Here is a 24,604-nt window from a genome sequence, read left to right on the forward strand (position 1 = left end):
TGGCAGCGGGGCTACGGCGCGGCGGGGGCTGCCAGGCATATGCGCGCCTAGCTCGATGACCGGCCGGTTAGCCCCGCGTCAGGCAGGGGCGTAGGGATCACTGATCGGTTGCGGCTCGGCGTGCAATGCCGTCCGGGTCGACGCGATGAAGTCGCCGATGGCGGTCTCAAGAGCGGACGATGCGTCCCCGTAGGCGCCCGGCTCCTGCTGGGTCAGCAGCAAGGGCATCCGTCCAAGTAGGCCGATGGTGCGCAGTAGGGAACGGAGTTCACTCAAGATCTCGTCCGCTTCGTTCGGCATATCCGGAGATCCGATCTGGTGCCAGTAGTTCCTAACACGGAAGGTTGCGCCCAGATCCGCGATTCGCTCCACTTCGTGCGGATGGCTCGCGCGACACTCGTCGAGCAGCGTTCGGGTGAGAGCCGTGTTCGCCCAGGTGCGGCACACCTGCATGAGGCCCTCGACAGCGTCCACCAGAGCTTGCCCAGCGTTGGACACCTCGTCCGGGCCCTCCAGTCTCACCACCAGATTCTTGTGTGTCATGTCGGCCGCCAGCGGCTTGGAAGCGGCGATGGCATCCGGTGCCTGATGCGGATCGGTGGCGCCCTGAGAGAACACGTTGCTCGCCTGCTCTTTGTAGTTCAGGACGGCTTGCAGCAGGGCGGCGTAGGCGTCTCGCCGGATGCCACGTCTCCATTGCTCGTGCTCGTTGAGGCCCTGTGCGCGTACAGAGTCCAGTGCGGCCCGATAAGTGGCGTCTGCCTGCCTCATCGCGGCCTGCGCTGTCTGGAGCGCCGCCCTCGTCTGCCATCGGCCCACGAGCAGCGTGGCAGGGACGCTGAGCAATGCCACGCCAGCCGCGGCGAGCGCTCCCACTCCTTGAAGATCCATGGACAGATGATCCCGCCGACCGGTGGGAGGGCGCAGCGTGTCCAACTCTTCCACTACACAGATGGTTGTGGGCCGGGTGAGAAGTGCTCCGCCCCGAGGTGATGGGCGACGAGTTCGTTGAGACGTACGCCGAGGCGAGAAGACGGGCACCTGTGCTCAGCGCCTCTCCCGTACCGTCACCCCAGGGACGACCCAATAGCTTCAACTCCGACCCTACCGAGTCCTCGGTTGTCGATTCAGGCCACTGGACGGCAGTACGAGCGGGAGGGGCAGCCCGTCTCAGTTTCCGTCTCATTCAGGGCCGTTCACGGACGTTCAGACGAGGCCGATGGTGGTAGCAGCTCCCACGACTGGACGACCATGAACCCAGGCGAACGTCCCTGTACGCTCTCCACCACCCCACCACCACAGTTGGAAAGCGTGTTGGTGGGTATGCGCTGATGCTGGACACCACGACCTGCAGCACACGCATGAGACTCTGAAGGGTTGCTGCCAGTGCTGGCGAAGAGGCTCACCACAACCTCTTGCTGCGCTAGAAGTCTTCAGTGCGTAGTCTCCTACAAAGGCTCGTCGAGAGCCGCGCGTGGCGGGTAGCTCGGGTGGTGGCCTACTCCCTAGCAGGCCTTATCGGCGTAGGGATCTTCGTCGTCCTCCCGGTCACAGCCCAACTCAGCGGGTGGAACGATGCTGACGAGGATCCGCCTGTCAGTTCTGGAACTCCATCCGCCACGAACGCGCCAGTTCACTGGACGTATCAGGGCTACGAGTGCGCAGACGGGTGGCCGTCAGACTCCATCGGCCGCCATGGAGCCTGTAGCCATCACGGAGGAGTTGTCTCCGTATTTGAAGGAGACGACGGAACAGTCCTCAAGTGTGGAGACGACGAGCACGCACCTCGTCCCAACGAACAACAGCAGCAGATCGAAGACTTTGGGCGCATCGTCTGCGTGTTCAGGTGACATCGGGTTCCAACGCGGGTGATCACGGCCGCACCACATGCGCACCAGATCGCGCGGGGAACGGGCTGACCGCCGAGCGGCTGCAGGGTGCGCCGACCTTCGACCAGGTTGCCGGTCGGGTCGGGGCCATGCTCCAGGACCGGGTCCTGGTCGCCCACAATGCCCAGTTCGACTACGACTTTCTGGCCCGGTGTCCGGACAGACCGACCACCGTTGCAAGGAGCCGATCGCCGCCAGTCGGTCGAGTGCATCGGGCATATCCTGGTCCTCTACCCCGCACTCGTGTGCCACCCGGTCGGCCTCGCCTCGCCCTCGGCCGCAGTGGATCGAGTCGCCCTGTCCTTCAGTTGCCCCGCCGTCAGCGAGCCAGAGGCCCCGGAAGCCAGGGCTGGAATCCCTGTTGGGGAGGCGGCGAGCAACGTTCACTGGGGGAGCATGCTTAACGAGACCGGACGCCGTGCCTTTTTCCGCCGCGTCCTCCAACACCGCCCCAAGACAGTCAATGGAGCTCAGAGCGCCGTTCTGGAGTCGCTGGCCGACGGCGCGTGTCTTCTGAGCTTCCGGAGGGGCAAGTTGCTCGTGGAGTTCCGGATGCGCAAGCGACATTCCGTCGCCGCGGCCAGAGCCTTCGAGCAACTTTACGCAGACCGTGCTGCCCTGGCACGCAAGATGCGCCTCACCCTGCAATGGGACGTCCCCAACAAGACCATCGCGGCTTTCTATCCGGGCAAGATGTCATGGGCGCAGGTCAATCAAGCCCGAACCCACGTGCAGCGGGGCGATGTTGTCCAGGGAGCTTCGTGGAGCAAGCGCAGCGTTGCACGTGCCGAAGCCACTTCCTGGGCCTCGTCCACCCAGAACCTGTTCATCAGGCACATAGTGAAGGACTTCCAGTCCGATCTCCCTGCACCCACGGATCCAGCCGCTGGACTGTTTGACCGCACGGCCACGCCGGCAGCCTTGCCGTCCAAGAGCGCAGAGCCCAAGAGTCCGACTCGACGGGTCGTGCAGCCACGTCCTGCCATGTCTCCGCAGCCGGTGAAGTCTCCGCAGCCCACCGGGGACGTCGACTCCCGTAGTCGCCCCGGAAGCACGCCGCACGGGGGGTCAAGCAGCTATGAGCGCAGAGTCAGGGCGCTGGAGCTCGCACAGGCCGGCCGCGGCCGCCGGCGAGGAACGTCCACCATGACCCGACCCCAGCGGTCACGGGAGGCGCGCGCCTTGGTCATCGAGCGTTCCTCAGGACGCTGCGAGAACCCGGAATGCGGCAATCCAGGCTTCGCAGAGCAGACTCCGGCCGGGGAGCCGATACTCGAAGTCGACCACATCCACGATCTCGCCCTTGAGGGACTCGACCATCCTGCCAACATGATCGCTCTGTGCCCCAACTGTCACGCCGTCAAGACCCGCGGGGCGCGCGGCGAGCAGCTACGGGAGGTCTTCAAAGTCGCCGCCCGTGCGCGCCATGCTGCCGCCATGACCAACGCGCACAAGGCCTGAGAGTCAATGGCCGTCGATTCGCTTCGCGCTGGGATGCCGGCCGGTCGGCCGGCAGACCCCGGCAAGTCCCGCGTGGACCCCGACTCCTCCGGGACAGGAGAGGTCCCTGGCCGGCGGTGACGTCGGTCAGGGACCTCTCGACGCGATCAGCGATCAGCCTGCGTCAGCCGTCGGATTCCGGTGACGGGATGTAGGCGCCCGGTACGTCCTCCGGTGCGAAGATCTTGCTCTCGCCGGGGTACGGCTTCTTCCAGTCGTGCGTCTGGTACCACGTGAAGTGGTTCATCTGCGCGGGGTTCGCGAAGTCGGGCACGGCGTTGGGCCCGGTCAGCCGCTGCTTCGACTTCCAGGCCTCCCACTGCGCCGCGAGCGCCTGCTTGTCCGCCGGCACCTTCACCGACGGCACGGCGGCCGCACTCGGGTCCTGCGGTGCCGGAGTGTCCACGCCGCAGGCAGGCGGGGTCGCCAGCCCCGCGGTCAGCGAGGTCCGGTTGGGCAGCGTCTTGAACGGCGTGAGGTCCGCGTGCTGGGTGAACGCCCCACGCATCGGGCTGGCCGCGCTGTCCTTCTGGTTCATCGGGTGGATCCCGAGGATCTGCTCGATGGTCCGGATCATCGTGATCTGTGAGTAGTAGTGGTTGTCGACGGTGCCGTGCTGCGCCCAGGGGCTGATGATCTGGATCGGGGCGCGGTGGCCGTCGACGTGGTCGAGGCCTGCCTGGGAGTCGTCCTCGACCACGAAGATCGCCGAGTCCTTCCAGTACTTGCTGTGCGAGATCTCGTCAACGATCCTGCCGGTCGCGAGGTCGTTGTCCGCGACCTGTGCGGCGGCGTTCGCCGGACCACCGGTGTGGTCGCTGGAGAGCCAGAACATGTTCAGGTTCGCCGGGCCGTTCTTCTCGAAGTCCTGCTTCCAGATCTGCTCCCGGTAGATGTCCGGGATGCTGGTGTCGAACTTCGGGAAGCCGTGCACCGACACGTCGTTGAGGGACGGGATCGGCGAGGACGAGTTCAGGGTGTAGGCGGTGTCCTGCCCGGTCGCGTCCATGTTCTTGGCGTCGCAGTACAGGTTCTGCCAGCTCGCGTCCGACGGCTTGGTCAGGAACTGCTGGAACTCGCCGAAGTCCCGCACGGACTTCCCCGCCGCCTGCGCGCCGGTCCAGATGAACCCGGTCCGCTGGTGGCCGAGAGCGTCGTCCTCGGTGTCGTAACTGCGCGCGTACTCACCGGCCGAGGACTCGGTGTACTCCGGGTCGTCGGCCTGCATCAGCCAGTTGTGTCCCTCGGCGGAGTTCGTGCCGATGTCGTACGTGTTGTCGTACAGCCCGAACTGCCCGGCCAACGCGTGCTGGTTCGGCGTCACGTTCTCGCCGAACTCCGCCAGCGACGGGTCGCCGTTGCCCTCCGGAACGTCACCGAAGACCTGGTCGTAGGTCCGGTTCTCCTTGACGAGCAGGAAGACGTGCTTGATCGTCGAGGGATCGCCGAGCCGCACCGGGACCGGCACCGGCGTCGCGTTGCTCTTGCCCTCGGTCAGCGCGACCGAGCCGCCGTTCCAGCCGTTCTGCTTGAAGACCTTGGCCGTCTCGGACTTGATGACGCTGTCGTCCGGCAGCGTGAACCGCTGCACGCTCGAGGTCGTGTCGTGGGTGCCGTGGCCGCCGCTGGTGGTGGGACGGCGGGCGTCGATGCCACGGGTGTTGGAGACCAGCACCTGGTTGCCGGCGGCTGTGATCTCCGCGGGGAAGTAGTCCGTCGGGAGCAGGCCGACATAGCTGACCGGCTCCTGCGGGCTCGTGTACCGGTAGACGGCGACCGCGTTGGCGCGGCCGAGCGTCACCAGCAGGTGACCGTCGTCGGTGAGCGTCACCGCGTCGGGCTCGTAGCCCACCGACGCCTCCGGCCACGGCTGGGTGGCGATGGTCTGCACGACCTTGTCACTGGTGGTGTTGATGACCGACACGTCGTTGGTGGCGGTGTTGGTGACGAACACCGCGCCCTTCTTGGCGTACAGGGCGGTCGGGTGCAGGCCGACGTTGATGCTTCCGACGGCGGCATCCGGCTTCGCCAGGTCGATGACGCTGACCGTGCCGGTGGTGGTGGCAGCGGTCACCGGGCTGGCCGGCACCTGGGTGCCGTACGAGTTGATGGTGGTGTCGCCCGGCTTCGCCGGACGTCCGCCCTCGTTGCTGACGTAGAGCTTGGTGCCGACCTCGACCATGTCACGCGGGGCGTTGCCCACGGCCCAGCTCTGCTTGATGGTCCCGGTCGCCGCGTCGAGGGCGACCACGCGGTTCTGGCCGTTGACGGCGGAGTACACGGTGGAGCCGTCGGGCGAGAACACCGCCTCGCCCACCAGAGCGTGCTTGGTCCCGTCCGCCGGGATCTTGATGGATGTCGGGCCGGCGACGCTGCCGTCCGGGTTCACGGTGAACTTGGTGTAGCCGTCGGTCTGGCCCAGCCACAGCTGCGAACCGTCGGGCGAGTACGTGGGGCCTTCCTGGCCCACGGAGTTGCTGCTGATGCGCAGGTTGGCCGACGCGGAGGTGCCGACGAGCTGCTGCACCTTCCAGTTCTTCAGGTCCACGACGGACAGCGCCATCCCACCGTCGGTGACCGAGGCCGCGAGGTGGGTGCCGTCCGGGCTGACCGAGGACGACATGATCTTGCCGTTGTTGACGACGAGGCGGTCGCCGTACGGGGCGATGTACTGGTCGCTGGAGATGACCTGGCCCTGATCGGTGATCTGGCCGACCTGGTCGGTGCCGAACTGGTTCGTCTGGGCGAAAGCGGTGCCGGCCGCGACCAGGGCGACCGCGGTGGTGCCCGTCGTCAGCAGGGGAATACGGCGGCCCATGCGTCTGCCGAGAAAGCCGGAATGCTCCTTCTCGACACACCGCCGTCGGCGTGTTACCTGCATGGAGTTATCCCTTCGGGGGTGGGGTGGAGAGCAGTTCGACGTTGCCGTCGAACTGCCAGAGCGGGTTCGGTGCGTCCCCGATCGGGGTCCGCACCAGGAAGTAGCCGTTCACTTCCTTCGGTCCGTCGCCATCGGCCACGAACCGTCCGTCGGCGGTGACGTCGAGCTGGTAGATGGCCTGCCCTGTGGCCTCGACGCCGGGGAGATGCCAGGAGACGACGCAACGCCAGTCATTGCCCGGCCCCTCGGCGGCGAGATGGCCGGCGCCCTTGTTGCATGCCGCCGTGGCCCGCAGCTGCGCCTCGGTGACGTCGGGGCGGTTGAGCTGCTCGGTCTGCGTGCGATAGAGGTGGGCGAATGCCGTGGCGACCGATCGCTGCACCTTGTTCTGCTGGATTCCGGAACCCACGGACGGGGTCGCCACGGCGACGACCGCGACCGTGAGGGCGACCAGTCCGGCCAGCGGCAGGAGTCCAGTGGTGATCGCGCGGCGCCCGGAGCCGTCGTAGGTCAGGTTGGTGAAGTCGCGCCGCAGGAACAGCAGGTAGGCCAGCGCGGTCGCGAGCACGGCCCACACCAGGCTGACAACGATGCCGATCACAAGCGGCCCGAGCTGCGTGGGGCTGGTGAACAGACCGTTCCAGGCGATGAAGGCGTAGCTGGGCAGGGCGAGGCGTACAGCGACGGGCAGAGGCAGCATCTGGGCGAGCTGCATCGCGAGCGCGACGAGCGCGGGCAGCAGGAGTCCCATCGGGGACCGCCCCAGCGCGACCGACCCGAGCAGTCCGATCGCGGCGAGGGCCAGGGTCGGGGCGAGCACACAGACCCAGGCGAGGAGGACCTTCCCGGCGGCGTCCGAAGGCGCCAGCAGGTGGCCGTCGAGGCCGACCAGGGGCTGGTTGCCGACCGCCACGACCCCGCCGACGGTGCTGGAACAGGCCAGCCCGGCCACGAGCAGCAGGATGACGGTGAGGCTGGCCAGTGACTTCGCCACGAAGATCCGTCGAGGCGAGCGGACCGCCACGAGCAGGTGGCGCCAGGTACCGAGCCGGTCCTCGGAGGCGAACACGTCGCCGGCGACCACCGAGGTCAGCAGCGGGAGCGCCCAGGTGCCCGCGAAACCGAGCATCACCAGCGGTCCGGCCCACCCCGTGGCGTGCATCCAGCGACCGAAGAGAGTATCGGTGGGGAGCGTGCTCTGCCGGCTCACCGCGGCGACGAAGAGCGCCGGTGCGATCCAGCAGGCGAGGAGCAGCAAGCGGATCCGCCATTGTGAAACCAGCTTGACCAGCTCGAAGCGGTAGCCGCGCGGCACCGAGACGCGGCCGGCAGCGGCAGCGCGGTCGTTGACGCGGTCGTTGACTACGGTCGCGGTCATCTGCCGGCCTCCTGCCGCTCGTGCTGCTCCTGCTGGTCCGCCTGCTCCTGCTGCTCGGTGAGGGCGAGGAACGCGGCCTCGAGCGGTGACACCACGGGGGTGAGCTCGCGCACCGCGATGCCCGCGTGTACGAGAGCCACCACCAGTTCGTCGAGGGCGGGCACCAGCGCGCGCACAACGAGCCGCTCTGCGTCATGCCGTGCCCCGGCGTCGTCGATGACGCGGATCCCGGCGGTGTCGACGGCCACCCGGCGGGCGGCCTGCGGGTCGGAGGTGACCAACCGGTAGTCGAGTTCACGGTTCTCGGCGGCCAGCTTGCTCAGCGGGCCGGAGAAGACGACCCGTCCGGTGGCGAGGATGGTGACCTCGGAGCACAGTGCCTCGAGGTCGTCCATGCGGTGGCTCGAGAGCACGACGCCGGTTCCGTCCGCCGCGAGCCGGGTGAGGACACCGTGTACGTGTTTCTTGCCGGCCGGGTCGAGGCCGTTGGCAGGTTCGTCGAGCACGAGCAGCCGGGGCCTGGTGAGCAGGGCGGCGGCGAGCCCGAGCCGCTGGCGCATGCCGAGGGAGAATCCGCGGGTCCGGTCGTCGGCGACATCGGTGAGCCCGACCTGGTCGAGCACATCGTCAATTCCCGTTGTCCGCGCGTCGCTGCCGCGAAGTGCGGCCAGCGCGGCGAGGTTCTGCCTGGCGGTGAGCGAGGGGTAGAGTCCGGGCCCGTCCACGAAGCCGGCGACACCGTCGGGGGCGGCGAGCGCCCGCCCGACCGGCGTACCCAGGATCTCGAGGCGGCCGCTGTCGGCGACGGCCAGGCCCAGCAGGAGGCCGAGCAATGTCGTCTTCCCTGCGCCGTTCGGCCCGACCAAGCCGTGGATCTGCCCCTGCGTCACATCCAGATCGATGCCGTCGAGTGCGACGACGTCGCCGAAACACTTGGTGATCCCGCGAGCCCGGATTGCGAGGAGTGTGTCCATGAGCCCCTTCTTTCGCAACAGTGAAGGAACTTAGGCGCGGCACACAACCCAGGCAGGGACCGCTGGTTGAACGTCCACGGAACGGATCGTCAAGGCATCGGCAAGTCAGTGTGTACGGAGTAAAGCCGACATCGAGCCAGACTTGAGCAACACCTGGCGGCACCGAGTCCGCGTGAAGGCGATCCTTCGAACGTCGACAGCCGGACCACGTAAGGTAATGGTGATAGTTGTGAAGTTTTGAGGGAGACGAAGTGCCGCTGGAGCCGTTGACATTCACGGTCCTCGGGCCGATCCGGGCACAGCGGGCGGGGGCGGATCTGGCTCTGGGGAGCCCTCAGGAACGGGCCCTGCTGGCACTGCTGTTGGTGCGGGCGGGACAGCCGGTCTCCGTGAGCGAGATCGTCGACGTGCTCTGGGGACCGCACCCTCCCCACAGCGCCGTCAACGTCATTCGCCGTCATGTCGGGTCACTGCGCCGACTTGTCGAGCCCGGGCTGCCCGCCCGGGCCGCCGGCCGCTGGCTGATCCGGGAAGCGGGCGGTTACCGATGGGCGGCCGACAGCGATTCCCTGGACCTCCTTCGATTCCGCCGGCTCCGTGACGAGGCCAGGCGGGCCGCGGACGAGTCACCTGCGCGGGCTGTCGAACTCCTCACCCAGGCGCTGTCCTTGTGGCAGGGGCCGGTTGCCTCCGGGCTTCCCCCGGAAATTCACGAGCGCGCGGGCTTCGTCTCGGTCGACCGCGAACGTCTCGCGGCCGTGCAGGAGGCCGCCGACGCAGCGCTCCGCGCCGGCGTCCCGGGCGCCGTACTGCCCGAACTCAGGGAAGCCGCCGCCCGCAACCCGCTGGACGAACCGCTGCTGGCCAGGCTGATCCTCGTCCTGGCGGCCACCGGGCGTCGGTCCGAGGCCCTGAGCACGTATCAAGGGGCGTGCTCCCGGCTCGCCGAGGAGTTGGGCATCGACCCGGGCGCGGAACTGCGCGAAGCGCATCATGCGGCGCTACAGGACGCGCCCGCGACCGGGCCCGGTGCCGCCGGAACCGGCTCCGACACCCCCACTCCACCGACAGCGTCTGCAACGCCTCCTGCCCAACTGCCCCATGACCTACCGACGTTCACCGGTCGCCGCGCCGAGCTGGACGCGGCGCTGGCGTTGCTCACGGGCCATGACGGGCGGCCCGCCGAGACGGTGGTCATCAGCGCCATCGCCGGCATGGCGGGCATCGGCAAAACCACTCTCGCCGTGCACTGGGCCCATCGGGTCGCCGACCGCTTCCCCGACGGACAGCTCTACGTCAATCTCCGGGGCTACGACCCGTCCGGAGCGGTCATGAGCGCGGGCGAAGCCGTGCGCCTGTTCCTGGACGCACTGGGAGTACCGCCCGAACGCGTCCCACACGGGGTGGACGCCCAAGCCGCGCTCTACCGCGGACTGTTGGCCCGCAGACGATTCCTGGTCCTGCTGGACAACGCGCGTGACACCGATCAGGTACGACCGCTGCTGCCCGGCACCCCCGGCTGCCTGACCATCGTCACCAGCCGCAATCAGCTGTCGGGGCTGGTGTCCGCGCATGGAGCGCATGCGCTGACCCTGCGCCCGCTCGACGCCGAGCAGGCCCGGGTGTTCCTCGCCCGCCGGCTGGGCGCCGAGCGGCTGGACGGCGAGTCCGGGGCGGTGGCCGAGATCACCGCCCTGTGCGCCGGGCTGCCGCTCGCCCTGGCCTGTGTCGCGGCCCGTGCCGCCGCCCATCCCCACTTCCCGCTGTCCGCCATCGCGGCCGAACTGCGGGCGACGCACGGAAGCCTCGACGCCTTCAGCCGGACCGACGCGTCCGCGAACGTCAGCGCGGTCTTCTCCTGGTCGTCCGGCGCCGTCTCGCCCGGGGCGGCCCGCCTCTTCCGGCTGCTCGCCCTGCACCCGGGCCCGGACTTCTCCGTACCGGCTGCGGCCACGCTCGCGGGGCTCCCGGCGCGAGAGGCTCGGCAGCTCCTCACCGAACTCGCCGACGTCCACCTGATCGGCGAGCACGCCCCCGGTCGGTACGCCTTCCACGACCTGCTGCGCGCTCACGCCGCCGAACTCGTACACGCCCAGCACCCCGAGGCCGAGCGCCTGGCGGCAACGGACCGGCTGTACGCGTACTACCTGCACACCGCCCACACCGCCGACCTGCTCCTCACGCCGCACGCGGATTCCCTGCCACCGGAGCAGCCACCGGCGGGAGTAGCCGCCGAACCCCTCGCCAACGACCAGCAGGCGCTGACCTGGCTGACCGCCGAGTACCCGGTCCTGCTCTCCCTGATCGACGCGGCCGCACACTCCGGTCGCGACCGGCTCGCGTGCCTGCTCACCTGGTCCCTTGAACCGTTCTTCGACCGGCGGGGCCACTGGCACGACTACGCTGCCGCCCACCGCACCGCGCTCGAGTCGGCACTGCGGCTGGCCGATCCCGCCTGGGAGGCCCGCGGCCTGCGCGGGCTGGCCCGCGCAGAGGGCCGGCTGGGCCTGTACGAACAGTCCCGCCCCCGCCTGGGCCGTGCCCTGGAACTCTTCACCGAGTTGGGCGACGACATCGGGCGGGCCAACACCCACCGCAGCCTCGGTTGGGAATGCGACCAACAAGGCGACCTCCCCGGCGCCCTCCGGCACAACCAACAGGCCCTGGAGCTGTTGCGGGACGGCGGTCAACGGGTCGCGCAGGCCAGTGTCCTCAACGCCGTCGGCTGGTACCACGCACTGCTCGGGCAGTACCGGCAGTCCCTGAGCCACTGCTCCGAGGCCCTGGCCATGCTGCGGGACCTCGGCGACCGCTACGGCCAGGCGGCCACCTGGCACAGCATCGCCTACGCACATCACCACCTGGGCCGCCACCCGCAAGCCCTGCTCGGCTACCGCAACGCGCTCGCTCTCTGCCAGGAACTGGGCGTGCCGTACATGGAAGCCTCCACCCTCGTCGACCTGGGGGACACCCATCTCACCATGGGCGACCACGACGACGCGCACGCTGCCTGGCGGCAGGCGCTCACCCTCTTCACCTCGCTCGGCCACCCGGACGCGGACCGGGTCCGGGCCCGGCTGCGGGGGCGGAGCAACGGGCGCGATCTCGCATGAGGATGCGGTTCGAGGTACTGGGTCCCCTTCGGGTGTGCCGGGACGGGAAGGAGCTCGATCTCGGGTTCCCCCAGCAGCGTGCCCTGCTGGGCCTGCTGCTGGTGCGGGCGGGCCGGCCCGTGCCGACGGGCGAGATCGTCGACGTGCTGTGGTCCGAACGACCGCCGGCCAGCGCGCTGAACGTGGTGCGCCGTTACGCCGGTTCACTGCGCCGGCTGCTCGAGCCCGGCCTGCCGCCTCGGGCGCCAGGGCGCCGGCTGCTGCGCCGTGCCGGTGGTTATCTGCTGGAGGTGGGCGAGGACGAGCTCGACCTGCTGAGGTTCCGGGACCTCACCAAGCGCGGCAAGCGGGCAGCCGCCACCGGAAGACCCGAGGTGGCGCTGCGGCACTTCGTCGAGGCACTGAGCGGGTGGCGGGGTCCGGTGGCCATGGGAATCCCCGTATCCGTGCGAGAACACGCCGTGTTCGCCGCCGTGGAGCGCGAGCTCGTGCGCACGACGGTGATGGCGGCCGACGCGGCGCTGCTGTGCGGCAGAACGGAGCACGTCCTGCCGCGGCTGCGCCGCGCCGTCGAACTCGACCCCCTGAACGAGTCGTTGCGCTCCAAGCTCGTCATGTCGCTCGCCGCCGCCGGGCTGCAGGCCGAGGCACTGGCGGCGTTCAAGGCCGTAAGACGGCTGCTGGCCGAGGAGTTAGGGGTCTCCCCCGGCGTCGAACTGTCCGAGGCTCACCTGCGGGTGCTCCGCCAGGAGCTCCGGCCGGCCGGTTCCGCCCCCGCCCATGAACAGCGGACGGCACGGGCTGAAGCACCGGAGCCCGTTGTCCGCCCTGCCCAATTGCCGCCCGCCGGAAGGGACTTCAGCGGCAGGCGGGCCGAGCTCGGCAGGCTGCTGGAGATCACCGAGGCGGCGTCGGACTACGCCGGGGCGCCCGCCGGCGTTCTGATCAGCGGTATGGCGGGCATCGGAAAGACCACGCTCGCGGTCCATGGCGCCCATGCGCTCGCCGATCGGTTTCCGGATGGTCAACTCCACGTCGAGCTGCGGGGTTTTGACCCTTCCAGGGCGCCGCTAGAACCCGCGGAGGCACTGCGCGGGATGCTCGCCGGGCTGGGCGTGTCCCGTCATCTGCCGAACGGTCTGGACGCCCTCGCCGGTCTGTACCGCAGTGTGCTGTCGGGCCGGCGGGTTCTCATCCTGCTGGACGACGCCTCCGGCACCGAGCAGGTGCGGCCGCTGCTGCCCGCCTCGCCCGGCTGTCTGACGCTGGTCACCAGTCGCAACGGCCTGCCCAGCCTGATCGCCTCGGGGGCCCACCCGCTGCGCCTTGGCCTGCCGTCCGCCGCGGACGCCCGGGCCGTGCTCGCCGTGCGCATCGGCCACGAGCGTCTGACCGCCGAGCCCGCGGCGGCCGATGAGATCGTCGAGCGCTGCGGTCGGCTGCCGTTGGCTCTGGACATCGTGGCCGCCCGGGCCCTCAGCCGCCCCGATGTTCCACTCGCGGCCATCGCGGCTGAACTGCGCCTCTCCGAGGGGAGCCTCGACGCCTTCGCCGGCGCAGACGGCGCGACAGACGCCCGCACCGCCTTCGCATGCTCGTACCGGAGTCTGCCGCCCGACAGCGCCCGGCTGTTCCGCCTGCTGTCAGTGCACCCCGGCCCGGACATCGCGGCGGACGCCGGCGCCGTCCTGGCCGACCTCCCTGCCCGCAGAGTGCGTCTGATCCTCGATGAACTCGCCGACGCCCATCTCCTCACCGAACACACCCCGGGTCGCTACGCCCAGCACGACCTGCTGCGTGTGTTCGCCGCCGAACTCAGCGCAGAGCATGACTCGCTGACGGAACGCCAGGCCGCGCGGCAGCGCCTGCTGGCTCACATCCCGCACACCGACCACGCATAGGCGGCGGGGCGCTGCCCCTCACTTCTCTGTCACTTTTTTTGTACACCCTCATTCCTAGGCTCCGTGGGCAGTGAATGACTGCATTCGGCCCGGCACGGAGGCAAAGACATATGACGTCTGGCATGAGCACCATCGGGGCCCAGGGCGGCGAAACGGTGTTCCGGATGTCCATGGGCCTCGCCGTCGTCGTCACCGACGGGACGCCCCCGCGGCTGCCCGGAGAGCCGTGGCCCCGGCCTGGGGCCCACAAACTGATCGCCGGGGGCGGCGGCGAGTACCTCCTGGTCGGCATACGAGGCTGCGGCCCGGCCGGGGAACGCGCACAGGACGTCGGCCTCGAGCCCGGAGACATCTGCTTCTACGACGCGGACCGTCCTCCACTGCCGGACTTTCCCGGGCACGCCCGTCTGAAGGTCTTCCTCTTGGGGCGCGAGACGCTGGGGCTGGACGAGCACGACGTACGGCACGTGATGGCGGCTCCGATCAGCCGGTCCTCCCGGCTGGGAGCCCTGCTGTCGCCGTTCCTGTCCGAACTCGCTGACACGGTCCCCTCGTCCCAGCCACCGGTCGGGGAGATGCTCGCCTGGAACGCCGTCAACCTCCTGGCCACGCTGGCCACGGAACAGCTGGGCAGGGACGCGACGGGCACGCCCGACGCCAAGTCGCCGATGCTGTCGCGGATCCTGCGGTTCATCGATCTGCATCTGGCCGACGCGGACCTGTCGCCGGAAGTGATCGCCGCGGCCCATCACATCTCGGTGCGCTACCTGCACAAGCTGTTCCAGGACGCGGGCACGACGGTCGGCCGGTGGATCCAGCGCCGTCGCCTGGAGGAGTGCCGTCGCGACCTGATGCACCGGGTCCGTGGGCGGCAGACCATCGCCGCGGTCGCGGGTCGTTGGGGCTTCCTGAGCGCCACGCACTTCAGCCGGGTGTTCCGGGCCGCGTACGGCATGTCGCCCAGCGAATGGCGGGACACGGCAGGCCCGGGTGCGCGGTCCCGCCGGCGGTAGAACACGCTCAGGGCTGCGGCCTGACCCAGGCGGCGTCGGAGGCCGAGAGCAGATGGGCCGCCGTGGATGTCACCACGAGCAGCAGCAGCGCCAGGCCCAGGGTGAGGGCGAGTTGGGTGTGCAGCAGGAGCGCGGCACCGACGAGGGCTCCGAGGAACATGGCGAGGACGGACAGGACGCGCCGGCCGGGCCGGGGCGCCGCCCCGCCCGCCGGCGTGGAGTCCGCGGCCAGTCCCGTCAAGGTGAGGGTCAGTACGGTCGTGGTCAGGTCCGGGACGCCCAGGCGCCGGACGACCGCGTTCTGCAGCCCCATCGCGAGACCGAGGAGCACGATCAGGGTGTACTGCACCGTGGTCGTCACCTCGCCGTGCGTCGCCACGGCCGTGATCACGGTCGTGGCGACGAGCAGGGACTGCAGCGCCGTGGCCATGGTCAGCAGCCGCCCGCGGTGGGCCGCGAACCGGGTGCCGAACCGGCCTCCCGCCAGCGCGCCGAGAAGGAACGCCGCCATCGATACGACGGACGCGGACGCGGACAGTCCCTCCGCGCCCGCCAGGGCGAACCCCAGGAACACCACGTTGCCGGTCATGTTGGCAACGAAGACGTGCCCGAGCGCCAGATAGCTCACGGCGTCGACCAGACCGGTCACCACGGTCAGCGCCAGCATCAGCGGCGGCAGCGGGCCGTGCCGGTCCTCCCTGGGCGGGGCCAGCGTATGAGCCGCGTCAGTCAGCAGCTTGCGCATACCGGGCTGTTCCTTCCGAAACGGCGGGACGGTGCAGAAACAGACGGGTGAGCAGCCCGCTGACCGGGCCGAACACGATGGCCGCGACGGAGATCCACCACGGCCAGGGTGCCAGCCCGAGGGCATGGTCGGCCGACCACCGGCCGGGACCGGTGAGTGCCAGCGCTCCGGAGACGACGACCAGGACCACCGGGTACTCGTACCCGTCGTTCTGTACCCAGAGCCCGTTGTGCCACTTGACGGTGCTCGCGACCGTCATCACCCCCATGGCGGCCATCGCCGCCGCGGGAGTGAGTAATCCGGCCGCCAGGAACAGGCCGGCGCCGACCTGGGTGCCGCCCGCGGCGAGCGCGGTGAGCCTGCCGCCGCGGAAGCCGTCGTGGCGGAACTCCTCGGTTCCGCCCGCCAGGCCGTTGCCGCCGAGACGGAAACTGACCTTCTGCATTCCATGTCCGGCGATGAGGAGACCCACCACCAGCCGGAGCACCAACAGTCCGGTGTCCATCGCGTTCCTGCCTGTTCCTGTCCGCGCCTGCCTGTTCCTGCCCGACCTTGCGTCAGCCGGCCGCGTGAGCGCCGATGACCGCCTGCGCGTACACGACCCCGAGGCCGTAGGCACCGGCGTGCTCCTTCACCAGTTCCGTGACGGGCACGTACGTCTCCGCGCGCGCCCAGTCACGCTGGAGCTCGAGGAGCACCTGCACCCAGGTGACCGGTACCGCGCCGCCCTGGACCATGCGCTCGACGGCGTGCTCGTGTCCCTGCGGGCTGACTCCGCCGGACGCGTCCGTGACGACGTAGACCTCGTAGCCCTGGGCGAGGGCGGACATCGTCGGCAGAACGACGCACACCTCGGTCCACAGCCCGGCGATGACGAGCTTCTTGCGGCCGGTCGCCTTGACGGCCTCGACGAAGGCGACGTCCTCCCAGGCGTTCATCGTGGTGCGGTCGATGATCTTCTGGTCGGGGAAGACGTCGGCCAGCTGGGGCATGAGCGGTCCCGAGAAGGACTCGGCGGCCACCGTGCTCAGGACCACCGGAACGTCGAACACCTGGGCCGCCTTCGCCAGGCCCACGGTGGAGTTGATGATCGCGGTGCGGTCGCCGCTGCCGGTGCCGAAGAACATCTGCGGCTGGTGGTCCACGAACAGCACCGCGCAGTTGTCGGGGGTGAGCAGGTCGGGGCTGGGGACCGCGGTGACCTCATCGATGGTGACCATGTACGTGCCTTTCTGTGGGTGAGGGGTGGATCTCTCAGAGGGAGAAGCAGGGGTCGAAGACCGGTCTCCCGGTCTCCGGGGCGAGCCCGCGACGGACACGCCACTGACGGTGCTGCTCGGACTCGGCGACGGCCTGGCCGAGCAACTCGGCCTGGCGGGCGCCCGACAGGCCGGAGAACGGTGTGGCTTGGTAGCCACCGAAGTGCGCCACCGGGCTCCAGGCCGGGCTGACGGGCGGCAGTTCCTCGTCGAGGCCCTCGTACTCGGCGGCGGCGTAGACGATTCGGCCGCCGACGACCGTCAGTTGGGACTCGATGTGGGCGATGTCCGGCTCGGGCACGGCGAAGTAGTCTTCGGACAGGAGGGCGAGGTCGCCGAGGTATCCCGGGCGCAGGACGCCCTTGACGCCCTCCTCGCCGGTCAGCGCGGCGCCCGCCTCGGTGAACATCGCCAGCGCGGTCCGCCGATCGACGCGGTTGTGGGGCGGGCGGACGACGAGGTCGCCGACGGTGCGGCCGGTGACCAGCCAGTACAGGGCGATCCACGGGTTGTACGTGGAGACACGGGTGGCGTCGGTGCCCGCGCCGACGGTCAGGCCGCGGTCCAGCATGGCCCGGATCGGAGGGGCGTCCGCCGCGGCGCCGGGGCCGTAGCGGCGTACGAAGGCCTCACCCTGGAAGGACAGCCGGTTCTGCACGGACAGGGCTCCGCCGAGGGCGGCGATACGGTCGAGGCTGTCGGCGGACACGGTCTCGGCGTGGTCGAAAAGCCACCGGTTTCCGGCCGGGAAAAGTCCTTCCGCGCCGAGCTTCTCGAATACCGCGAGGTCGCGGCGGATGGTCTCGTCGTAGGTGGCGTGCAGCCGGAATCCCCAGCCGTTTTCCATGAGGAGGCGTACGGCCTTCTCGAATTCCGCCTCGTAGTCCGGGGTGAGTTCCGGGCGCGGCTGGGCGAAGTTCTCGAAATCCGCCGCCGCCCAGGTGAGATTCTCCCCCGCGCCGTTGAGTCGCAGCCATGCGTCCCCGTCCTCGGGGCGGGCCATTTCGATCCAGCGTGCCAGGTCGTCGTTTTCCTGGCCCGGGGTCTGCGGGAAGAGGTGATACGCGATACGCAGGGAAAGTTGTCCGGCCTTGGCCAGTTCGACGACCGTGTTGTAGTTGTCGGGGAAGTTCTGGAATCCGCCGGCCGCGTCGATCGCCGACGTGAGTCCGAACCTGTTGAGTTCCCGCAGGAAGTGACGGGTTGAGGTCTTCTTGTCCTCGCCCTCCAGGACCGGGGCCTTGGCCAGGGTCGAGTAGAGGATCAGGGCGCTCGGGGCTGCCAGCAGCATGCCCGTGGGCTCGCCGTCCCGGCCCCGTACGATCTGCCCGCCCTTGGGGTCGGGGGTGTCCCTGGTGTATCCGGCGGCCTTGAGAGCCGCGCGGTTGAGTACCGCCGACTGGTACAGGTGCAGGACGAACACCGGGGTGTCCGGCGCGGCGGCGTTCAGCTCGGCGACCGTCGGCAGCCGCCGCTCGGTGAACTGCTCGGCCGACCAGCCCCCCACCACCCGTACCCACTGGCCCTTGGGCGTACGGGCCGCCTGCTCGCGCAGCATCGCCAGGCCCTGGCGCAGGGTGGGAACGCCGTCCCAGCGCAGCTCCAGTACGTAGTTCAGCCCGCCGCGGATGACGTGCAGGTGGGAGTCGTTGAGGCCGGGGATCACCCGTCGGCCGAGTGCGTCGACCACCTTTGTGGCCGGGCCGATCCGTAGAGCGACGTCCTTGTCGTCGCCGACGGCAGTGATGACACCGTCGCGGATGGCGACCGCCCCGGCCTGCGGGCGGGCCGGGTCTCCCGTGTGGATCTTCGCGTTGCGGACGACCAGGTCCGCGGCGTCGTCGGTGGCGCGGGGAACCAGCCCACCGACCGGCATCGTGGACAACGTGGCCAACCTCCTGAGGTCGAACGGCTTTCGATTCGAGACGTCACGCTATTGCTGACGGATACGCCCATGTGTCCCGGCAGCGCACTGAATTCGTACCGACAGCGCACTGCCTCTTTCCACGACCTTTTCGTGCGGTGTTCCGTGCGCTGTTCCCTGCGCTGACCGTGCGCTGTTCCGTGCGCTGTTCCGTGCGCTGTGAGGTCAGCTCCGGTGCACTCGTGGGCAATTCCCGACGGCTTTCCGGTTTTAGCGTGCTGACCGACGCACCCGCAGATCAGATCAGGCGGGCGAAACCTCAGGAGAATCACATGTCCGACACCGTCGAGCCGGTTCAGCCGGTCCTGGAACCGGCGGCAGCCACATTCGCGGAAGCCACCGCCAACCCGCCCTACCTCTTCGACCTGCCGCCCGCCGAGGGCCGGAAGGCGGTCGACGAGGTGCAGTCCGGCGAGATCGAGAAGCCGGCGATCGACGAGGAGTGGATCACCGTCCCGGGCGGCCCGACGGGCAGTGTCCGGACCCGTATCGTCAAGCCCGCCGGTGCCGAGGGGACGCTGCCGGTGATCCTCTACATCCACGGCGCGGGCTGGGTGTTCGGCAACGCCCACACCCACGACCGCCTGGTGCGCGAACTCGCCGTCGGCGCGAACGCCGCCGTGGTCTTCCCCGAGTACGACCTCTCCCCCGAGGTCCGCTACCCGGTCGCCATCGAGCAGAACTTCGTGGTCGCCCGGTGGGTCGTCGAGGAGGGCGCGTCCAAGGACCTGGACGGCTCCCGGCTCGCGGTGGCCGGAGACTCCGTCGGCGGCAACATGGCCGCCGCGCTGACACTCATGGCCAAGGAGCGCGGTGGCGTCCCCCTGGTCCAGCAGGTGCTGTTCTACCCGGTCACCGACGCGAACTTCGACACCGGTTCCTACCACCAGTTCGCCACCGGCTACTTCCTGCGCCGCGACGGCATGCAGTGGTTCTGGGACCAGTACACGAGCGACGAGGCGGAGCGCGCCCAGATCACCGCGTCCCCGCTGCGCGCCACCACCGAGCAGCTCGCCGGACTGCCGCGCGCCCTGGTCATCACCGGCGAGGCGGACGTGCTGCGCGACGAGGGCGAGGCGTACGCCAACAAGCTCCGGGAGGCCGGTGTCCCGGTGACCGCCGTGCGCTTCCAGGGCACCATCCACGACTTCGTGATGCTCAACGCCCTGCGCGAGACGCACGCCGCCGAGGCCGCGATCGCGATGGCCGTCGGCACCCTGCGCACCGCACTCCACGATCACTGAAATCCGACAAGGAGAACCCCGCCATGTCCACCACCCCCACCGCCCTTCTCGTGCACGGCGCCTTCGCGGACGCATCCAGCTGGTCCGGGGTCATCGCGGAGCTGCGGAAGCACGGCATCCCCGTGGTGGCGGCGCCGAACCCGCTGCGCGGCCTGGCGTCCGACGCCGCGTACATCGCCTCCCTGGCTTCGCAGATCGACGGCCCGGTCGTCCTGGTCGGCCACTCCTACGGGGGTGCGATCATCACCGTGGCCGGCACCACGGAGAACGTGGTCGGGCTGGTCTACGTCGCGGCCTACGTCCCCGAACGGGGCGAGAACCTGGGCGAGTTGCAGGGCCGCTTCCCGCTCGCGCCGCTGGTCAGCAACCTGAAGGAGTGGACGTACCCCGTCGAGGGAGCGGAGGAGCCCGCGGTCGAGGTCACCATCAAGACCGAGGCGTTCCCGGCCATCTTCGCCGCCGACGTCCCGGCCGCCGTCACCGAGGTCCTGGCGGTTGCGCAGCGTCCGCTGGCCGCGTCGGTGTTCACGGAGCCGGCCTCGGCCGCCGCGTGGCGGACCAAGCCGTCCTGGGCACTCGTGGCCGGCGCGGACGAGGCGATCAACCCCGAGGTCCAGCGCTTCGGCGCCAAGCGGGCCGGGGCGACGGTCGTCGAACTCGAGGGCGCCTCGCACGCCGTCGCCGTGTCCCGGCCCCAGGAGGTCGCCGACCTGATCCGCGACGCGGTACGTGAGACCAGCTGACGGAACACCGCACAACGGCCGCGCGGACGGCCCCGTATGGGGCCCGTCCGCGCGGCTCGTCCGTGAACGGAGTGCGGCTCAGCTGAGGGCCCCCAGAGCGGCCTCGATCGTCCGGTGGAAGGTCGGGTAGGTGTAGATCATGTGCCGCAGCCGGTCGACGGGGACCTCGGCGTGCACGGCCACGTTCAGCCCGTAGAGCACCTCACCGCCCGCCGGCCCCGCCGATGTCGCGCCGATCAGCACACCCCGGTCGGCGTCCTCGACGAGCTTGATGAGCCCCTCGTTGCCCGCACCGTGGACCCAGCCGCGCGTGGAGGAGGCGACGGACAGCACGCTGGTGCGTACCCGCAGTCCCTGCTCCACCGCCTGACGCTCCGTCAACCCGACGGCCCCGATCTCCGGATCGGTGAAGGTGACGCGGGGCAGCGCCCGGTAGTCGGCGTCGGGGCCGGGCTGCCCGAGGATGTCCCGGACGGCGATCTGCGCCTGGTACATCGAGACATGGGTGAAGGCGCCCCGGCCGGTGATGTCACCGACCGCCCACAGCCCGTCCCCGGCGCGCATCTGCCCGTCCGTGGGCACGGCTCCCGCCGACGGATCGAGCCCCACCGTGCCGACCCCCAGCGCGGCCAGGTCGGCACGGCGCCCGGTGGCGACGAGAAGCCGCTCTGCCCGCAGCAACTCCCCGGCTCCCTCCAGACGCACGGTGAAGGCGGCATCGTCGTAGCCGACCTGCCGCGCCCGAGTACCCGTGAGAACGGTGACCCCGTCCGCGCGCAGCGCCTCGGCGGCCAGCTCCCCCGCCTCGGGCTCCTCCTGTGCCAGCAGCCGGTCCTGTCCCTCGATGACCGTCACCGCGCACTTGAAGCGTGCGAAGACCTGGGCGAGTTCGACGCCGATGGCGCCCCCGCCGAGCACGATCAACGACGCCGGCAGCTCCTTGGCCGCCATGGCGTCCCGGTTGGTCCAGTACGGCGTTTGGTCCAGACCCGGCACCGGGGGAATCCGGGGACGGGTGCCGGTGGCCAGCACGACACCGCGCCGGGCATCGAACGTCCGCTCCCCGACGGCGACTTGGCGCGGCCCGGAAAGACGTCCCCTCCCCCGGACGAGCCGGCCGCCCTTGGCCGTGAACCGGTCGGCGGCCACCTGGTCGTTCCAGTCGTCGGTCGCCTCGTCACGGATACGGCCGGCGACCTTCCCCCAGTCCGATGTCACCACGGCCGTACCGGCGAGGGCGGGGAGCCGGCCCGCCTCGGCGAGCAGGTTCCCGGCCCGGATCATCATCTTGCTGGGCACGCACCCCCAGTACGGACACTCGCCGCCCACGAGCTCCGCCTCGACGCCCACCACGTCAAGTCCGGCGTCGGCCAGCGTGCCCGCGACATACTCACCGCCCGGCCCCATCCCGACAACCACCACATCCGCCTGCTCGCTTGCACTCATGGTTCTCCTCGTTCCTCCGGCCGCCGGCCTCCGGGCGCGGGCTTTCGCGCCGAGGCTAGGCCGGGTGGAACGACGGCCCGTGCCCGTCGGCGCACGGATGCTTGTCCCAGAGCGAACGCCGGGCAGGAGGTTCTTCGTTCATGCGTCCCGCAGTTGGCACGCCAGCAGCGTTTCGTGACGGAGTCCGACGGCATTCAGGTCCCACGCCTCGACAGTGAAGTCGCTGCCTGCGATGCCCGTGGTGTGGGCCTCCAACCGCCATGGTCCGTCGCCGACGGGATAGAACCTGACGGTGAGGACTTGACCGGTGGACAGGTAGATCTCGGCGATCGAGCGGTCCACGACGACGCGCAGTTCGACAGGAGTGCGGGGTACGCGCGCGACCGGGCAAGGGACGGTGTATACGCCCTCTCGTGCTCGTGCGTCCAGTGATGCGTGGCTGCGGTCAACGATGAGATGGCAGGCGGTGGGGTCGAAACTGATGTGGAGGTACTCGCTGCCGTCCGCGGAGGTGATCAGACGCAGGCCGCTCGTGTCGGCGGGGTCGGGGGTCAGGACCGCGGTGAGGTCGAAGGTGCGGCTGACCTCCCCCAGTTCAACCGGCCCGGATCGGGTGACGTGTTCACTGCGGTGCAGGACGCGTTCCCCGCGCAGGGCGAGCAGTTCGCGGGCCGGGCGCTGGCCGACCGTGCCGTCGTCGGCCAGGGTGATCTCGCGCGGGAGAGTGAGGACGCCGGCCCAACCGGCTTCGTGCGCCCAGGATTCGTCGCGGGCCTCCCACGACCAGCCCCACAGCAGCCAGCGATCCTCCTCGGGGGCCTTGAGCAGAGCGGGGGCGTAGAAGTCCGGGCCATGGTCCAGCCGTACGGGGGGTGCGGTCGTCGTGAAACGACCGTGTTCCTCGTGGCCGGTGTGGACCGTGACGTGGGACGGGCCGTCCTGCGGGGTCCAGTCGCTGACGATCAGGACGCCGCGGTCGCCGAAGGTCGCGTACTGGGGGCATTCCCAGCCGGCCGGGTCGGCGGGGTCGGCGGGGCTGCTGGTGTGGAAGGGGCCGAGGTAAGTCCAGTGCTCCAGGTCGTCGGACTCGTAGAGCAGTGCCGCACCGCGGCCGTCGGCGAGTGCCGAGCCGACCAGCATCCGCCACCGGCCGTCCTGCTGCCAGACGTAGGGGTCCCGGTACATGGTGGTGTCGGTGGGCGGCTGTGGGATGAGCGACTCCGGCCGCTTGGCCCAGGTGTGTCCGCCGTCGTGGGACTCGGCGGTGGTGACCGGCTGCCACCAGCGGCCGGTGCGGTGGGCGGAGTAGAAGGCCACCAGCCGGCCGTCGACGGAGATCGCGTTGCCGGAGTAGCAGCCGTCGGCGTCATCGCCGCCGGGGGTGGGGGCGAGGGCGACCGGGAGCTGTTCCCAGGTGATCAGGTCTCGGCTGCGGGCGTGGCCCCAGTGCACGTTCGCGTGCTGCGGGGCGTCCGGGTTGTACTGGAAGAACACGTGGTAGTGGCCGGCGTGGAAGACCAGCCCGTTGGGGTCGTTGATCCAGTTGCGGGGCGGGCGCAGGTGCACGGCGGGCAGGTGGGGGTCGGCGGGCGGCGTGGACACACGGGGCCTTTCGAAGGGTGCGCGAGGCACAGGGGGGGTGGCAGACGAAGTGGGGCGGGCGCCATCGGCCCGGCGGAGGTCAGCCCTTGACGCCGCTGGAGGCGATGCTGCTGACGAAGGCCCGCTGGAAGGCCACGAACAGCGCGAGCACCGGCACGGTGATCATCGACGAGTAGGCCATGATCTCGCCCCAGGAAGGGTTCAGCTGGAAGAAGTACTGGATGCCGACCATGACCGGGCGCAGGTCCTCGCTCTGGACGACCATCAGCGGCCACAGATAGGAGTTCCAGGCGGGCAGGAAGGTCAGGATGGCGACCGTGGCGATCGCTGGGCCGGACAGCGGCATGACGATGCGCCGGTAGATACCGAACCAGTTCGCCCCGTCGATGACGGCGGCTTCGTCGAGTTCCTTGGGGATGCTCTGGAAGTACTGGTGGAACAGGAAGATGGAGAAGGCGTTGGCGACGAAGGGCAGGACCTGCACCTGATAGGTGTCCAGCCAGCCTTCGGTCAGGGTGAGGTGAAAGCCGTTGACCTGGAGCCAGGGCAGTTGGTTGACCCACCAGACCATCGGCAGGGCGAAGGTCTCGAACGGCACGATCAGCGTAGCGATCACGGCGGTGAGCACGATCTTCTTGCCGCGCCAGCGCATCCGGGACAGGGCGAACGCCGCGAGGCTGTTGACGAAGATGCCCAGGACCACGGTGACGGCGGAGATCCCGATGGAGTTGAACAGGAACCGGGCGGCGGGCACCCGGTCGAAGACTCCGGTGTAGTTGTCCAGGGACACATGGCCGACCGGCAGGAACGCCTTGATGCTGTCCAGATCGCCGAAGATCTGCTGGTCGGGCTTGAGCGATGACACCAGCATGAACACGATGGGGAACGCGAAGAACAGCGCGAGCGCGATGCGTGCCGCCTGCAGGGCAAGCATGCGCAGCAGCGGCCTCCGGTGGCCCGGGCGTGCGGGGGCGGGGGATACGGAGGTCATG

General features: G+C 69.7%; 17 protein-coding genes. 6 read left to right on the forward strand and 11 right to left on the reverse strand.

All coding sequences use genetic code 11. From position 1 onward, the window contains the following. Positions 1 to 78 precede the first annotated feature (78 nt). On the reverse strand, positions 79 to 945 hold the full coding sequence (locus tag FE633_RS29815) for a hypothetical protein (protein ID WP_138048276.1): 867 nt from the start codon (positions 943 to 945) through the stop codon (positions 79 to 81). A gap of 2,090 nt (positions 946 to 3,035) precedes the next feature. Here FE633_RS29815 and FE633_RS48750 point away from each other — a divergent pair. Then, entirely contained in the window at positions 3,036 to 3,350 is a 315-nt protein-coding gene (locus tag FE633_RS48750) for an HNH endonuclease (protein ID WP_281291288.1), read from the forward strand. Between the two features lie 163 nt (positions 3,351 to 3,513). Here the strand turns inward: FE633_RS48750 and FE633_RS29825 are convergent, their stop codons facing one another. The 3 genes from FE633_RS29825 to FE633_RS29835 are packed head-to-tail and all read right to left on the reverse strand — an operon-like array spanning position 3,514 to position 8,622. After that, positions 3,514 to 6,270 carry a bifunctional YncE family protein/alkaline phosphatase family protein gene (locus FE633_RS29825; protein ID WP_138048278.1) on the reverse strand — a complete coding sequence of 919 codons (2,757 nt, stop codon included), beginning with the start codon at positions 6,268 to 6,270 and terminating at the stop codon, positions 3,514 to 3,516. Positions 6,271 to 6,274: 4 nt separating this feature from the next. Continuing rightward, the gene (locus tag FE633_RS29830; RefSeq protein WP_138048279.1) at positions 6,275 to 7,648 is read right to left on the reverse strand and encodes an ABC transporter permease; all 1,374 of its coding nucleotides are present in this window, start codon (positions 7,646 to 7,648) and stop codon (positions 6,275 to 6,277) included. Further along, positions 7,645 to 8,622 (reverse strand): ABC transporter ATP-binding protein, encoded by a 978-nt coding sequence (locus FE633_RS29835; protein ID WP_138048280.1) that lies wholly within the window; start codon positions 8,620 to 8,622, stop codon positions 7,645 to 7,647. Before FE633_RS29835 ends, FE633_RS29830 begins: the two co-directional genes overlap by 4 nt. A gap of 251 nt (positions 8,623 to 8,873) precedes the next feature. On the opposite strand from FE633_RS29835, the gene FE633_RS29840 reads away from it, so the two are divergent. From FE633_RS29840 to FE633_RS29850, 3 genes are all read left to right on the forward strand, one after another. Continuing rightward, on the forward strand, positions 8,874 to 11,735 hold the full coding sequence (locus FE633_RS29840; protein WP_138048281.1) for an AfsR/SARP family transcriptional regulator: 2,862 nt from the start codon (positions 8,874 to 8,876) through the stop codon (positions 11,733 to 11,735). Then, on the forward strand, positions 11,732 to 13,636 hold the full coding sequence (locus tag FE633_RS29845; protein WP_246113891.1) for an AfsR/SARP family transcriptional regulator: 1,905 nt from the start codon (positions 11,732 to 11,734) through the stop codon (positions 13,634 to 13,636). The genes FE633_RS29840 and FE633_RS29845 overlap by 4 nt, the downstream gene beginning before the upstream one ends. 122 nt (positions 13,637 to 13,758) lie before the next feature. Then, entirely contained in the window at positions 13,759 to 14,649 is an 891-nt protein-coding gene (locus FE633_RS29850) for a helix-turn-helix domain-containing protein (protein WP_246113892.1), read from the forward strand. Positions 14,650 to 14,656: 7 nt separating this feature from the next. Here FE633_RS29850 and FE633_RS29855 read toward each other — a convergent pair whose 3' ends face one another. Genes FE633_RS29855 through FE633_RS29870 form a run of 4 tightly spaced genes read right to left on the reverse strand, consistent with a single transcriptional unit; the run spans position 14,657 to position 18,529 of the window. Then, the gene (locus FE633_RS29855; RefSeq protein ID WP_138048283.1) at positions 14,657 to 15,394 is read right to left on the reverse strand and encodes a YoaK family protein; all 738 of its coding nucleotides are present in this window, start codon (positions 15,392 to 15,394) and stop codon (positions 14,657 to 14,659) included. Then, positions 15,375 to 15,899, reverse strand: a complete 525-nt coding sequence (locus FE633_RS29860; protein ID WP_138048284.1) for a DoxX family protein — start codon at positions 15,897 to 15,899, stop codon at positions 15,375 to 15,377. Before FE633_RS29860 ends, FE633_RS29855 begins: the two co-directional genes overlap by 20 nt. Positions 15,900 to 15,951: 52 nt before the next feature. Next, positions 15,952 to 16,614, reverse strand: coding sequence for a hydrolase (locus FE633_RS29865; RefSeq protein ID WP_138048285.1), 663 nt, complete (start codon positions 16,612 to 16,614; stop codon positions 15,952 to 15,954). A 34-nt stretch (positions 16,615 to 16,648) separates the two neighbouring features. After that, on the reverse strand, positions 16,649 to 18,529 hold the full coding sequence (locus FE633_RS29870; protein ID WP_246113898.1) for an amidohydrolase: 1,881 nt from the start codon (positions 18,527 to 18,529) through the stop codon (positions 16,649 to 16,651). 320 nt (positions 18,530 to 18,849) lie between these two features. Between FE633_RS29870 and FE633_RS29875 the strand changes: the two genes are divergently transcribed. Both FE633_RS29875 and FE633_RS29880 read left to right on the forward strand, forming a co-directional pair. After that, on the forward strand, positions 18,850 to 19,821 hold the full coding sequence (locus FE633_RS29875; RefSeq protein WP_138048287.1) for an alpha/beta hydrolase: 972 nt from the start codon (positions 18,850 to 18,852) through the stop codon (positions 19,819 to 19,821). A gap of 23 nt (positions 19,822 to 19,844) precedes the next feature. Next, the gene (locus FE633_RS29880; protein WP_138048288.1) at positions 19,845 to 20,564 is read left to right on the forward strand and encodes an alpha/beta fold hydrolase; all 720 of its coding nucleotides are present in this window, start codon (positions 19,845 to 19,847) and stop codon (positions 20,562 to 20,564) included. Positions 20,565 to 20,642: 78 nt separating this feature from the next. Here the strand turns inward: FE633_RS29880 and FE633_RS29885 are convergent, their stop codons facing one another. The 3 genes from FE633_RS29885 to FE633_RS29895 form a co-directional block, all read right to left on the reverse strand. Beyond that, the gene (locus FE633_RS29885; RefSeq protein WP_138048289.1) at positions 20,643 to 22,010 is read right to left on the reverse strand and encodes a dihydrolipoyl dehydrogenase family protein; all 1,368 of its coding nucleotides are present in this window, start codon (positions 22,008 to 22,010) and stop codon (positions 20,643 to 20,645) included. A 138-nt stretch (positions 22,011 to 22,148) separates the two neighbouring features. Then, positions 22,149 to 23,612 (reverse strand): glycoside hydrolase family 32 protein, encoded by a 1,464-nt coding sequence (locus FE633_RS29890; RefSeq protein WP_138048290.1) that lies wholly within the window; start codon positions 23,610 to 23,612, stop codon positions 22,149 to 22,151. Positions 23,613 to 23,691: 79 nt separating this feature from the next. Continuing rightward, the gene (locus FE633_RS29895; protein WP_138048291.1) at positions 23,692 to 24,603 is read right to left on the reverse strand and encodes a carbohydrate ABC transporter permease; all 912 of its coding nucleotides are present in this window, start codon (positions 24,601 to 24,603) and stop codon (positions 23,692 to 23,694) included. Position 24,604: the final 1 nt, after the last annotated feature.

The organism is Streptomyces montanus, from assembly GCF_005786655.1.
Taxonomy (GTDB): Bacteria; Actinomycetota; Actinomycetes; order Streptomycetales; family Streptomycetaceae; genus Streptomyces; species Streptomyces sporangiiformans.